12 protein-coding genes are annotated in these 12,571 nt (G+C 71.9%); 9 read left to right on the forward strand and 3 right to left on the reverse strand.

All coding sequences use genetic code 11. From position 1 onward, the window contains the following. Positions 1 to 71 precede the first annotated feature (71 nt). Positions 72 to 866, reverse strand: a complete 795-nt coding sequence (locus ACPXB1_RS06185) for an SAM-dependent methyltransferase (RefSeq protein WP_425734908.1) — start codon at positions 864 to 866, stop codon at positions 72 to 74. Positions 867 to 1,008: 142 nt separating this feature from the next. Between ACPXB1_RS06185 and ACPXB1_RS06190 the strand changes: the two genes are divergently transcribed. After that, positions 1,009 to 1,473: a hypothetical protein gene (locus ACPXB1_RS06190; protein WP_355627400.1), complete on the forward strand. Its 465-nt coding sequence runs from the start codon at positions 1,009 to 1,011 to the stop codon at positions 1,471 to 1,473. An 18-nt stretch (positions 1,474 to 1,491) separates the two neighbouring features. Here the strand turns inward: ACPXB1_RS06190 and ACPXB1_RS06195 are convergent, their stop codons facing one another. Next, positions 1,492 to 3,891 carry a glycoside hydrolase family 65 protein gene (locus ACPXB1_RS06195; protein ID WP_425734909.1) on the reverse strand — a complete coding sequence of 800 codons (2,400 nt, stop codon included), beginning with the start codon at positions 3,889 to 3,891 and terminating at the stop codon, positions 1,492 to 1,494. A 169-nt stretch (positions 3,892 to 4,060) separates the two neighbouring features. Between ACPXB1_RS06195 and ACPXB1_RS06200 the strand changes: the two genes are divergently transcribed. After that, complete coding sequence (locus ACPXB1_RS06200) at positions 4,061 to 4,690, forward strand: phosphatase PAP2 family protein (protein ID WP_355587874.1); 630 nt, start codon at positions 4,061 to 4,063, stop codon at positions 4,688 to 4,690. A 167-nt stretch (positions 4,691 to 4,857) separates the two neighbouring features. Here ACPXB1_RS06200 and ACPXB1_RS06205 read toward each other — a convergent pair whose 3' ends face one another. Beyond that, positions 4,858 to 5,649, reverse strand: coding sequence for a prepilin peptidase (locus tag ACPXB1_RS06205; protein ID WP_425734910.1), 792 nt, complete (start codon positions 5,647 to 5,649; stop codon positions 4,858 to 4,860). Positions 5,650 to 6,238: 589 nt separating this feature from the next. Between ACPXB1_RS06205 and ACPXB1_RS06210 the strand changes: the two genes are divergently transcribed. From ACPXB1_RS06210 to ACPXB1_RS06240, 7 genes are read left to right on the forward strand one after another with little or no spacing between them, the layout of a single operon-like run. Then, positions 6,239 to 6,805: a hypothetical protein gene (locus tag ACPXB1_RS06210; RefSeq protein ID WP_425735021.1), complete on the forward strand. Its 567-nt coding sequence runs from the start codon at positions 6,239 to 6,241 to the stop codon at positions 6,803 to 6,805. Continuing rightward, complete coding sequence (locus tag ACPXB1_RS06215; protein WP_425734911.1) at positions 6,799 to 7,740, forward strand: hypothetical protein; 942 nt, start codon at positions 6,799 to 6,801, stop codon at positions 7,738 to 7,740. Before ACPXB1_RS06210 ends, ACPXB1_RS06215 begins: the two co-directional genes overlap by 7 nt. Before the next feature lie 25 nt (positions 7,741 to 7,765). Beyond that, positions 7,766 to 8,422, forward strand: coding sequence for an SAF domain-containing protein (locus ACPXB1_RS06220; RefSeq protein WP_355627394.1), 657 nt, complete (start codon positions 7,766 to 7,768; stop codon positions 8,420 to 8,422). Between the two features lie 2 nt (positions 8,423 to 8,424). Beyond that, positions 8,425 to 9,225, forward strand: coding sequence for a ParA family protein (locus ACPXB1_RS06225; RefSeq protein WP_355627391.1), 801 nt, complete (start codon positions 8,425 to 8,427; stop codon positions 9,223 to 9,225). Next, complete coding sequence (locus tag ACPXB1_RS06230; RefSeq protein WP_355627388.1) at positions 9,215 to 10,747, forward strand: CpaF family protein; 1,533 nt, start codon at positions 9,215 to 9,217, stop codon at positions 10,745 to 10,747. Before ACPXB1_RS06225 ends, ACPXB1_RS06230 begins: the two co-directional genes overlap by 11 nt. A gap of 4 nt (positions 10,748 to 10,751) precedes the next feature. Beyond that, positions 10,752 to 11,654, forward strand: coding sequence for a type II secretion system F family protein (locus ACPXB1_RS06235; RefSeq protein ID WP_053652354.1), 903 nt, complete (start codon positions 10,752 to 10,754; stop codon positions 11,652 to 11,654). 40 nt (positions 11,655 to 11,694) lie between these two features. Further along, a complete protein-coding gene (locus tag ACPXB1_RS06240) occupies positions 11,695 to 12,570 on the forward strand; it encodes a type II secretion system F family protein (RefSeq protein WP_053652062.1) in 876 nt (291 codons plus the stop codon). The last annotated feature ends 1 nt before the right edge of the window (position 12,571 follow it).

Raw genomic sequence — 12,571 nt, forward strand, 5'->3', positions numbered from 1 at the left:
GCTCCTCCCGGGTGGCACGCACGCCCTGCGTCCGTCGTACCACCCGGAGTTCGCCGTCGACGGCGAAACGGTCAGCGGCGGACGCCGACCCCGGCATAGCCGTGCGAGTCCACGAGATCCGGCTCGGTGTCCGGCCGCCACTGGGTGGTCTCCACCAGGCCGGGCTCCACCAGGTCGTAACCGGCGAAGAAACGCAGCGTCTCGGCGTGGGTACGGGGCACCAGCGGAGCACTGCTGTTGCGGTAGATCGCCTTCCCCCGCTCGGCCAACTCCGGCGGAATGCCGTCCAACGTCAGGTGCGACAGCGCCAGGTGGCTGCCGGGCACCGTGGCGTCCCGCAGCCGGGCAACGGCACCCCACGGGTCGTCGTCATCCGACACGAAGTGCAGCACCGCGAGGAGCAGCACCGCCACCGGGCGGTTCAGGTCGAGCGTGCCGCGTAACGCCGGGTGGTCGAGCAGGTCGTCGGGCCGCCGCAGATCGCCCCGCACGACAGCAGTGCCGGGCACGTCGACCAACAACCTGCGGGCGTACGCGACAGCGACCTCGTCGTAGTCGACGTACACCACCCGGGAGTCGGGTGCCACGGCGCGCACCACCTCGTGCACGGTGCCCTGGGTGGGCAGGCCGGCACCGATGTCCAGGAACTGGCGTACGCCCTGCTCGGCGGCGTAGCGGACGGCCCGGCGCAGGAAGTGCCTGTTGGTCTGTGCGGCGGCCCCGGTCTCCGGAAAGATCTCCAGGACCCGTTGGGCGGCGGCCCGGTCGACGGCGAAGTTGTGGCTGCCACCGAGGAAGTAGTCGTACATCCGGGCGACGTTCGGTTGGGCGGTGACGTCGGCTGTGTCGGGTGCCTGATCGCTCACGAGGGGTCCCTTCGACGCGGTCCGAACTCGATGTCTAACACCCGAGGCGACGACCCGCTGACCCCTCGTGTCGTTGATCCGGCTGCACCCCTGGTCAACGCCGACCACCTTGGGGGCACCGCCGCACCGGGGAGGGACGCCGATGACCACTCAGCGGGAGACCGTGCGGGTCGACCACGACCTGTTCCGCGCCGTGTACGACTCGCCCGCCTCGTTGCCCGGCCGACACCGGTGGACCACACCGGAGTCGGACGTCCGGCGGCTGGAGAAGTTGCTCGGCATGCCGGCGCGCAGCATCGGCGCACCGCTCTGGGTAAGCGGCGACGAACCGGACTGCCCGAAGTGCGGCAGGCGGGTCACCTGGTACGACATCGTCTCGTCGGCGCTCTCCGGCCTGCACGACAAGAACATGATCGCCACCGTCATCCTCGGCGAACACAAGTACGTCAACACCGAGGTGCCGGCCGCCATCCCCGGCGTACGCTGCTCCGACTGCCACACCGCAATCGACGGTCTGCGCAGCTTCAAGTGCCACAACTGGGCGTACGCCTTCGAGGCGCTGGAGGCCGTCCGCGAGCGGATGGCCGGCGGCCTGCCGCCCGCCTGAGGGCGGGCGGCGAGGCGGTCAGGCGGCCGAGCGGCGGTCGGGGCGGCGACCGGGCGGGGAGGGCGGCTCCGGCCCGGGGTCGGGCACCGGCGGCATCGGCCGGGTGACCGGTTCCGCGCCGGTGACCCGCAGGTGCTCACCGTGGTGCCACAGCTCGACTGTGGCATCGGACGCGGCGTCGGGCAGCTCGTAGCGGACCTCGGCCGGCGTCAACGTGACCCGTAGCCGGTGGCCGCGCCAGCGCAGGCTGAACGCCAGCCGATCGATCCGCGAGGGCAACCGGGGGTCGAAGGAGAGCACCCCACGGTCGTCGCGCATTCCACCGAAGCCCTGCACCAACGCCAGCCACGCCCCGGCCAGCGAGGCCAGGTGCAGCCCGTCGGCGGTCTTGTCGCCAAGGTCGGCCAGGTCCTGCGTGACGGACTCGGCGAACAGGTCGTACGCCAGGTCGAGGTGCCCGACCTCGGCGGCAAGCACCGCCTGCGGGGCGGCCGACAGGGACGAGTCGCGGACCGTACGGGCCTCGTAGTAGGCGAAGTTGCGGGCCTTCTCCTCGGCGGTGAACTCGCCCGGGCAGTGCTGCATGGCCAGCACCAGGTCGGCCTGCTTGACCACCTGCTTGCGGTACAACTCCAGGTAGGGGAAGTTCAGGAGCAGCGGGTAGTCGTCCTCGTCGGTGTCGACGAAGTTCCACTCCGGCTGCCTGGTGAACCCGGCGGCCTGCTCGTGCACCTCGCGCTCACTGTCGTACGGGATGAAGACCGCGTCGGCGGCGGCCCGCCAGCCGGCGATCTCGGCCGGGTCGACGCCGAGCCGCCCGGCGGCGTCGGAGTGGCGCTCGGCGGCGTCCGCCGCGCCCCGCAGGTTGCGCCGCGCCATCAGGTTTGTGAAGACGTTGTCGTCGACGAGCGCGGAGTACTCGTCCGGGCCGGTCACCCCGGGCAGGTGGAACGCGCCGGTGTCCGACCAGTGGCCGTAGCCGTGCCAGAGCCGGGCCGTCTCCACAAGCAGGTCCAGCCCTGCCTCGGCGAGGAACCGCTGGTCGTCGGTGGCCGCCACGTAGCGCAGCACCGCGTCGGCGATGTCCGCGTTGACGTGCAGCGCGGCGGTGCCGGCCGGCCAGTAGCCGGAGCACTCCCGGCCGCCGATGGTCCGCCACGGGAACGTCGCACCGGTAAGCCGCAGCTCGGCGGCCCGCTCCCGGGCCTCCGGCAGGTGGCTGTGCCGCCAGGCCAGCGCCGAGCGGGCCACCGCCGGTGCCAGGTAGGTGAGCACCGGCAGCACGTACGTCTCGGTGTCCCACATGACGTGACCGTCGTAGCCGTTACCGGTCAGGCCCTTGGCCGAGATCGTGCGGTCGCCGTCCGGGCGGCCCGCCTGGATCAGGTGGAACATGGCGAACCTGATCGCCTGCTGGAGTTCCGCGTCGCCGTCGAGCAGCACGTCGGCGACCTGCCAGGCGGCATCCAGGCTGGCCCGCTGGTCGGTGAGCAGGGCGTCGAAGCCGTCCGCACGGGCGGCGTCCGCCTCGGCGACCACCATGTCGGCCAACTCGTCGACCGGCGGCCCGTCGACAGGCCCACACTCGTACGCGGCGAACTTCGTCAGCCGTACCCGCTCGCCCGGGTGCAGCCGACCGGCCACTGTCAGGCGCACCCGGTCGGGGATGTCGTCGCAGGTGGCGGCCACCGTGTCCGGTGCGTCCAGCAGGTGGCTGACCGCCACGGCGACGCGCTGCTCACTGCGCCCGGTGCGGTGCACGAGCACCCCGTCGAGGCCGTTCGTGTGATGCGCCTCGGCGGTAAGCGGATCGGTGGGCACCGAGGCTGCGCGCGGGTCGTCCGAGCGTTCCGGCACCCGCTCGTTGGCCAGCAGGTCCGAGCAGACACGCAGCTCGACGGGGGCGTCCAGTGGCTCGACCTCGTACCGGACGGCGGCAACCGGCCGACGGGGCAGGGACACCAGCCGGGTGCTGCGGATCAGCACCCTCCGCCCGGCGGGCGAGGTCCACTCGGTCTCCCGGCGCAGCACACCGGTGCGCAGGTCGAGCACCCGCTCGTGTCGGTGCAGCGTTCCGGTGCTGATGTCCAGCAGCTCGTCGTCCACCCACAGCCGGATGAGCGCGGCGTTCGGCGCGCTGATGACTGTGTCGTTGGCCTGCGGAAACGCGTACCCCTCCTCGGGGTAGGTCTGTTCACGCCGCTCGTGCAGGCCGTTGACGTAGCTGCCCGGCATCTCACCGGGCGCCCCCTCGTCGAGGACGCCTCGCCAGCCGACCCACCCGTTGCTCAACGCGAAGATCGACTCCGTCTCGCCGAGCCGGTCCAGATCGGCCCCGCTACGCCTGATCTGCCAGGTTTCGTCGTCCACCGTCCCAGCGGTGGGCGGCGGTTGGTCGGTGGCCGAACTGGTGTGCACGAAGCCTCCTGGGTGCCGACATCTTCTGACGAGCCAAGCAGAGACGCCTGTGCGGTTGCTGGACGAAGGTCGTGGGGTTGGCCTGACCTTCGGCTCCTGCGGTGCCCGCTGGCGCGTTCCTACGTTGTCTCCAACATCAAGGCGGTATGAACATCAGGTGAGGTGATTCATGGCCGACACCGGCAGCATTGACGTTCCGAAGATCAGCGAGGAGTGGTACCACGACGTGGTCGACGCCGCCGCCGACAGCCCGCAGGCGGTGCAGTGGTTCGTCGGGCACGCCACCGAGGGCGTGATCCTGCTGCTCGGCGCGCTGCTGTTGGTCGCCGCGCTGGGCCGCCTGGCCGGCGGCCCGCACAACCGGGCACTCGCCCTTGTCGCGCCGCTGCCGACCCTCCTGGCGTACGCGGGCAGCGAGTGGCTCAAGACCGTGGTGGACGAGGACCGGCCGTGCCGGACGATCGGGCAGGCGATCATCGCGAACGCCTGCCCACCACCCGGCGACTGGTCGTTTCCCAGCAACCACGCCACAGTCGCGGGAGCCCTGGCGGTCACCACGCTGCTGCTCTCCCGCCGACTCGGCCTCCTCGCACTGCCGCTGGCAGCGCTCGCCGCCTTCTCCCGCGTCTTCGTGGGCGTGCACTACCCGCACGACGTGGTCGCGGGTGTCCTGCTCGGCGCCCTGGTCGCCGCGGTGGTGACCCCGTTGCTGGCCCGCCCGGCCGCCGAGGCGCTACGCCGTAGGGCCGACCGCGCCCGCCGCCCGGAACCCGACCTGGCAGGCCGATCACACCGCTGACCCTCCCCGGGCCGCCCGATCCTGGTTGCCGCCCGATCCTGGTTGTAGTGGCTTTAGCCGCGAGCGATGCCACTGGATCCTGGATCGAGGGCGGTCAGGTGGACCGAGGTGGTCAGGTGGACCGAGGTGGTCAGGTGGACCGAGGTGGTCGGGCAGATCGGGGGTGGTCAGGTGACCAGCAGGAGAGCGCCCGCCGTGCCGAACAACAGGAACGGGCCGAACGGCAGGTGGGTGGACCAGCACGCTCGCCGGGCCGCCAACAGACCGATGCTGACCAGGGCGGACAGCCCGAAGGCGAGCAGCAGCCCGAGCACCACTACAGGCCAGCCGTACCAGCCCAGCAGCGCGCCCACACTGAGCGCCAACTTCGCGTCGCCGAGCCCGAAGCCGCGCCGACCGAGCAGCAGCGTGCTGGTGGCGAAGAGCAGTGCCAGCCCGGTGCCGGCGGCGACGGCCCGCAGCCAGGGTGCCGGCTCAGCGGCGACCAACGCGGCAGCACCGAGCAGCAGCCAGGTGCCGGCCGCCGCTGGCAGGGTGAGCCGGTCGGGCAACCGGTGCACGGCCAGGTCGACGAGCACCGCCGGGATCGTCCACCCGAGCCACCAGGCAAGCGCCGGCAGCGCCCCGGCGGCCGGGCCGACAAGCACCAGCAGCACCACAGCGGCGAGCGCGGCCACCTCGACGATTCCGGGCGGCGGTCCGACAGGGGCTCGACACCGACCGCAGCGGCCGACCGGGGTGAGCGCCGGCCAGGGCCGGGTCAGCCCGACCGGTTCGCCGCAGGCGTCGCAGCCGGTCCGGCTTGCGGTGCCCGACGGTACGGCGTAGCGCAGGGCGGCCAACCGCAGCAGCGGGCTGAACGACAGGACGGCCAGAACGGTCGAAAGCCGGACGGCCGGGCTCCGATCGGGCCGACGGTGCTGGCCCGGTGCGGCCGTCGAAGGGCCGGTCAGTGCCATGTCGGTCCCACCGACGGGTCGACATGCCCCGCGAAGGCGAACACGTATCGTGACGCAACGATCGCTCTGGTGTAGCGGATGGCGCGGAAAGCGACCTTGAACTTCGGGCGGCCGACGACACCGTGGACCGGGTCGACGCCGGCCACCGAGCCGGACCGACCCCCTCGCCGATCGACCCCCAACCCCGTCGGGATGCCGGGATGAGGGCGCGATGTCCCACTCCCGAGCCCACCGGAGATCGTCCGGCAGACGACTCCGACCCGGCAAGGCCCGAGCGCGGCCCGACCTCCTGCCGACCGTTGCCCGCAGCGCAGCACGGACACCCGCCACCACCACCCATCATCACGCAGCGTGTTCACTTGAATTGCCTCTGTTGCATCAGCGGACGTCAGCTTATGCTCGCCCCTTGAGTGTGACGCAAGCCTCACTCCATCGACCGAACAGCACGGGACATTGCATTTGTAAAGATCCGTAACGGTGAATGTGGAAGCGCAATGAACGGCTTCGGATGGGCTCATCCGGGCGCGCTCCCGCATGCCCTGCGGCGGTGACCCCCTCGCCGCAGGGCGATCACGAGGAGGGCTCGACGGTGCGCGGACGGCAGCTCAGAAGAGCGGCAATCTGCCTGCTAGTGGCCGCCGCAGCGGTGCCGACCGCCGCCTGTGGCAGCGAACGGGAGACCGTCGAACGGCCGACGGTGCCACGAGGCGCGGACCGACAAGCAGATTCGGGCGCCGATCGACTCGCTGCGGAAAAGGCGGCGCTCGACGCATATGCCGGCTATCTCGCGGCTTCACGCGCGGCGAGTGGGCGCAGCGATCCACATGCGCCGGAACTGTCCCGCTTTCTCGCTGATCCACTACTGACCCGGGTCCAAATGTCCATTCTCCAGGCCAAGGAGCACGGCGCGATGCGTACCGGGACGTTGAAATCCGACCCGACCGTCACCTCGGTCAGCCTGGACTCGAAGCCGGCCACCGTGGAGATCCAGGACTGCCTGGACGCGACCGGCTACCGACTGGTCTACGCCAAGGACCGACGGGTCGTCCCCGGCAGCGGCGGCGGCAGGCACCTGGCCACCGCCACTGCCACCCGCTACCCGGACGGCCGATGGCTGATCAACTCCGGCGCCGCACACCAGGACCAGCCGTGCTGACCCGGGGAGGAAAGGGCACCCCGGTCGGTCGGATGCTCGCCGGCGTCGGCCTTGCGCTGCTGCTGGTGGTCGGCACGACCCTGCCGGCTGCCGCCGCCCGGCGCGCCGACCCCGGCGTGGAGTGCCCACCCGGCCAGCCCGACTGCAACGTCTGGGACGACGAGCCCGGCACCCCCGGCGGTCCCGGTGGCGGCGGCGACAACGGCGGCGGGGACTCCGGCGGCGGCGGAGGCGGAGGTGTCTGCCAGTGGGCGGGCCGGACCATCCCCTGCTACCACGAGACGCTCGGCTGGTTCGACAACGGCAGCGGCTGCTACTACAAGCTCGCCCAGCCGCAGAACGAGGCGCCCGAAGGTCAGCAGTGGTACGTCGAGACCTGCAACGGCGGCGACCTCGGTGCCCAGAACGTGGTGCTGCGCAGCACCCCGCCCCCCGGGTTCGGCGCACCACCCGACCCGGAGGAGTTGGCCCGCAGGGCACTCGCGTCGATCAAGCTGCTGCCCGCGCGGCTGCGGGTGGCACCCCGCAAGGACATCGGGCCCGGCCTGGTCGGCCTCCCGGTCTGGATGTGGGCCACCCCGAGCGAAAGCTACTTCGGGCCGCTACGCGCGTCCGCGTCCGACAGGGGGTTGACAGTCACCATCGAGGCGAAGGTCGACCGCATCGTCTGGGACATGGGCAACGGCGACAAGGTCACCTGCACCGGCCCCGGCACCCCGTACGACGCGAAGGGCAAGCACGCAGGCCGACCCTCCCCGGACTGCGGCTACCGCAACGGCTACCCGAAGGCCGACACGTACCAGGTGGGTGCCACAACGTTCTGGACGGTGCGCTGGTGGACCGGTAGCGGCGTCGAGGGCGAACCGATCGCCCAGACCCGGACCAGTGGCACCGTGCCGGTCCAGATCAACGAGCTCCAGGTGGTGACCAGGTGACAAGCGAGCGAACGGAGCATGACCGGTGAGTCTGGCGACGCGTAACGGGGCCGGGCAGGTGGACGCGCCGGTCAGCCCGCCGAAGGTGGTACGGCAGCGCCGGGTTCGCCCCGGGCTGCTCGGCCTGGCCGTACTCCTGATCGCCCTGGGTGGTCTGGGCGCCGCGTTCGCGGTCACCTCGGTCCGGGCAACGGGCAGTTACCTCGCGGTGGCTCGGCCGGTGGAGGTGGGGCGGGAGATCAGCGCCGACGACCTGATCACCGTCCAGGTCGCCGGCGGGCAGGGGCTGGACCCGGTGCCCGCCGCCCGGCTGGACGAGGTGGTCGGCAAGCGGGCCGCCGTGGCCCTGCTGCCCGGCACCCTGCTCACCCTCGGGCAGGTCACCGACGCCCCGCTGCTCGGTCCGGGTCAGCAGCAGATCGCGCTGGGCCTGAAGCCCGCTCAGGTGCCGGCGCGTGAACTGCACCCCGGCGACAAGGTCCTGCTGGTCAGCACGCCGGACGACAACGCCACCGGGGCGACCGCCACGGGCACCCGGTTCGCAGCCACCGTGATCGACATGATCAGCCCGACGGACAACGAGAGAGTGCTGTACCTGGCGCTTCCCGTCCGGGACGTACCCGCGGTGGTGGCGCTGGCTGCCCAGGAGCGGCTCGCCGTCGTGCTCACCGAGGCGGCCTGAGGATGGCGATCATCGCGCTGGTGTCCGCGAAGGGTTCGCCCGGGGTGACCACCTCGGCGCTGGCCTGCGCGCTGGCCTGGCACCGCCGACTGGTCCTCGCCGAATGCGACCCGGCCGGCGGATCGATCCTCGCCGGATACCTCGGCGGCCAGTTGGACGGGCCGCGCGGGATCGGCGAACTGGCCGTCGGGGAGCTGCGGGACGGCAACCTGGAGACGGCGTTCTGGTCGCAGCTTGTCGACCTGGACGCGCCCCGCCGGGAACGGCTGCTGTTGCCCGGCATTGTCGACCCGGCCCAGGCCGGCAGTGTCACACCGCTCTGGCAGCGCTTCGCGGACTACTTCACCGCCCTGGACCGCGGCAACCCCGGCTACGACGTGCTCGTCGACTGCGGTCGCCTGCATGTCACCGGCCCACCGTTGCCACTGCTGCGGGCCGCCTCGGTGGTGCTGCTCGTGACCCGCGCCCACCTGCCGGACCTGTCCGGAACGCGGGCCGTGGCCACCGCCCTCGAACGGGACTTCGCCGACCACCGGGTGCCGCCGGGCACGCTACGGCTGCTGCTGGTCGGCGACGGGCACGGACGTACCGAGATCAGCCGCGCGTTGAAACTGCCGGTCATCGCCCGACTGCCGCACGATCCGCGTACCGCGCAGGTGCTGGCCCTTGGTGGCACGGTGCGGTCCGGACGGCCGCTGCTGCGCGCGGCCGCCGGGTTGGAGGTGCCGGTCGGCGCGCTGCTGGAACGACGGCGGGCGCGACTGGCCTGGCCGGTACAGCAGGTGGTGCCCGATGCGGTTTGAGCCGGTCTCCGCCGACCCGCGCCAGCAGCCGCCGGGTGCGACGTCCACGGCACCGCCGCTGCCCACGCCGAACGGCCGGCACCACCCGCCGATGCCGACTCCGGTCCCCGCCGTCACCGCGCCGCCGGAGCAACCCCGGCCGCGGACGGATTTCCAGGTGGTACGGGAGCTGCGCCGCGAACTGACCGAACGCCTCACCCTGTGGCAGCGCGGCCGGGAGTTCACAGTCGACGAGGAGGACACCGAACGGGCGCGGCTGGCCGTCGCGGTGGTCGCCGAGTACGCCGACGCGGTCCGCCGGGCCGGTACGCCGATGGCCGCCGGCGAGGAGCGCCTGCTGCTCGATCAGGTGACGGCCGAGCTGGTCGGGCTGGGTCGGCTACAGACCCTCCTTGTCGACGACACCATCGAGGAGGTACACATCCTCGGTTGCGACCAGGTGCGCATCACCAGGCACGGCGGTGGGGTGGACTGGGCCGAGCCGATCGCCGACAGCGACGCCGAACTGGTGGAGATCCTCCAGGCGGCGGCCCGGCGAGCCGGCGCGACCGAACGGTCACTGTCCACTGTGAAACCGACACTCGACCTGCAACTGCCCGACGGCAGCCGGCTGGCCGCGGTGTTCCTGGTCAGCCACCGCCCGTACGCGGTGATCCGCAAGCACAACACGCTCGACGTGAGCCTGGACGACGTGGCCGGCGCCCGGGGCGACCTGGACGAGATGATCGATCCGCTGCTGCGCGACTTCCTCCGTGCGGCGATGCGCGCCGGGCTGAACATCATGGTGGCCGGGTTGGCCGGTGCCGGAAAGACCACGATCATCCGGGCGTTGATGAACGAGATCCCGCCCGACGAGCCGTACGTGCTGCTGGAGGAGAGCCGGGAGCTGTTGCCGGCCCGACGCCGGGAGCGACACCGGGCGGTGATGAGCTTCGAAGCCCGTGAGGGGCACGGCGAGCGCGGCTTCGACGGCCGGCCGGCGGGCGAGGTGACGATCGCCGACCTGATCCCGCTGTCGCTGCGGATGGGCGTACTGCGGATCATCGTGGGCGAGGTGCGCTCCCGGGAGATCGTGCCGATGCTCCAGGCGATGACCACCAGCCGGGGTTCGATGTGCACGATCCACGCCCGTACGGCCTCCGGGGTCGGTGAGCGGATCGTCGAGCTGGCGCTGGCCCACGGCCGCGAGATGACAGTCGACCAGGCCCGGCGGATGGCCGGCAACGCCCTCGACCTGATCGTCTACGTCACCGTCGAGGACGAGACCGCGATCGGTGGACGCAAGCACCGGTTCGTCTCCCACGTGGAGGAGGTGATCGGGGCCGGTGAGGCCGGACGGATCACCACCACAACAGTGTTCGGGCCGGGCCCGGACGGCCGCGCGGTCCCCCGGCACCTGCCCGAGCGGGTCCGCGACCAGTTGCTGCGGGTGGGCTACGACGCACGGCTGCTGACCAGGTGGATCGAGGCCGGCACCGGAGCGTGGCGCCGCCCCCGACAGACCCGACTGGCACGGCGGTGACGTGATGGGAAACAGCCTGGAGTTGATCGCCGTGGTCTCCGGGGCCGCCTGTGTCGCCGGACTGCTGCTGGCCGTTGTCGCGCTTGTGGGCACCCGCCGGCCCGCCGGCCCCGGTCCCGGCGCGGGCCCCGGCCTTGGTCGATTGTGGCGCGGATCCAGCCCCAACCCCGCCGAGCAGCGCGCCCATCAGGCATTGCTGCTCGCCGCAGTGGTGGCCGGCGCGCTTGCCTTCCTGCTGACCGGGCTGCCGGTGGTGGGTCTGCTGGTGGCGGTGGCGGTACCCGGCACGCCGTGGCTGTTCGCGGTGGGCAAGGCCGAGCAACGCGCCATCGCCCGGATCGAGGCGGTCGGCGAGTGGACCCGCCGCCTCAAGGACGTCTCCGGCATCGGGCAGGGCCTCCAGCAGTCGATCATCGGCACGATCGGCAGCGTGCCACCGGGCATCGAGGACGAGGTACGGCTGCTCGCCGCCCGGTTGCAGGCCGGCTGGACGGCGCGTACCGCGTTGCTGGCCTTCGCCGACGAGATCGGCGACCCGGTCTGCGACCAGGTGGTGGCGGCCTTGATCCTGCACCTGAGCGACAGAGGTGAGCGGCTCGGTGACGTGCTCGGCTCGATCGCCGGCGCGGCTGCGGCGGAGGTCGCCACCCGCCGGGAGATCGAGGCCAAGCGCACCCAGCCCCGGTTCGCGGTCCGCTTCCTCACCGGCATGACCCTGGCGACCCTGGCGTACGGGCTGATCAACACCGAGTACATCAAGCCGTACGGCACGACGACCGGCCAGGTGGTGATGGCAGCCCTCGGCGCGGCCTTCATCGGTCTGCTGGCCTGGGTCCGTTCGATGAGCCAGCCGCAGCGCCCGGCCCGGTTCCTGCCGGCGCCGGACCCGCAGGAGGTGGTGGCGTGAACGCGAGCAGCACGGGCCCGCGCGGCGGAGGTGAGCGCCGATGATCGTCGTCAACTGGCACCTCGCCATCGCCGTGTGCGGTGGGGCCACCATCGGGTTGGGCCTGTTCCTTGTGATCCGGGAACTGGTGCCGGCGACCCCGGCGCTCGGGCCGGCGCTGCGCAGGTTGCACCAGCCGCCCAGCCTCGGCCGGGTCGCCGCTCCCACGTCCCGGCAACCGGACTGGTTGACCGGGCTGGCCCGCTGGCTGCGACCGCCGCACCGACAGCTCGCCCTGATCGGGCAGACCTCCGAGCAGTACGCGCTGTCGGTGCTGCTCTCCGCGCTGATCGGGCTGGCCACGCCGACCCTGCTCGGCGTCGCGCTGTTCGTACTCGGCATCTCGTTTCCCCTGGTCATACCGGTGCTCGGCAGCCTCGGCATGGCGCTGGTCGCCGGGCTGCTGGCGCACCGGTCGGTGCTGAGCAAAGCGGATGCCGCCCGGGACGAGTTCCGTCAGGCCGTCTGCACCTACCTGGACCTGGTGGCGTTGCAACTGTCCGCCGCGCACGGGCCTGTGCAGTCGTTGGAAAGGGCCGCCGCGGTCTGCGACGGCTGGGTCTTCGACAGACTCCAGGAGGCCCTGCGGATCGCCCAGATGCAGATGCACGCGCCCTGGGACGAACTGCGCGACCTCGCCGACAAGATCGGCATTCCGGAGCTGGGGGACGTCGGCGCCATCATGCGGTCCTCCGGCAGCGAGGGCGCGCAGGTGCACGAGACCCTGCGCAGCCGGGCCGACTCGTTGCGCGACCAGATCCGCACCGACAACCTCGCCCGCGCCGAGGGCGTGACCAGCCGACTCGACATCCCGGGCGCACTGCTCGTCTTCGTGCTGCTCGGCTTCGTCGTCTATCCGTTCCTCGCCCGAGTCTGAC

The organism is Micromonospora sp. DT68, from assembly GCF_049847245.1.
Lineage (GTDB): Bacteria > Actinomycetota > Actinomycetes > Mycobacteriales > Micromonosporaceae > Micromonospora > Micromonospora profundi.

Coding starts and splice junctions, on each gene's coding strand:
- ACPXB1_RS06225 (WP_355627391.1), top strand. CDS start 8,425: ATGGCGATCATCGCGCTGGTGTCCGCGAAGGGTTCGCCCGGGGTGACC.
- ACPXB1_RS06240 (WP_053652062.1), top strand. CDS start 11,695: ATGATCGTCGTCAACTGGCACCTCGCCATCGCCGTGTGCGGTGGGGCC.
- ACPXB1_RS06205 (WP_425734910.1), bottom strand. CDS start 5,649: ATGGCACTGACCGGCCCTTCGACGGCCGCACCGGGCCAGCACCGTCGG.
- ACPXB1_RS06230 (WP_355627388.1), top strand. CDS start 9,215: ATGCGGTTTGAGCCGGTCTCCGCCGACCCGCGCCAGCAGCCGCCGGGT.
- ACPXB1_RS06235 (WP_053652354.1), top strand. CDS start 10,752: ATGGGAAACAGCCTGGAGTTGATCGCCGTGGTCTCCGGGGCCGCCTGT.
- ACPXB1_RS06190 (WP_355627400.1), top strand. CDS start 1,009: ATGACCACTCAGCGGGAGACCGTGCGGGTCGACCACGACCTGTTCCGC.
- ACPXB1_RS06200 (WP_355587874.1), top strand. CDS start 4,061: ATGGCCGACACCGGCAGCATTGACGTTCCGAAGATCAGCGAGGAGTGG.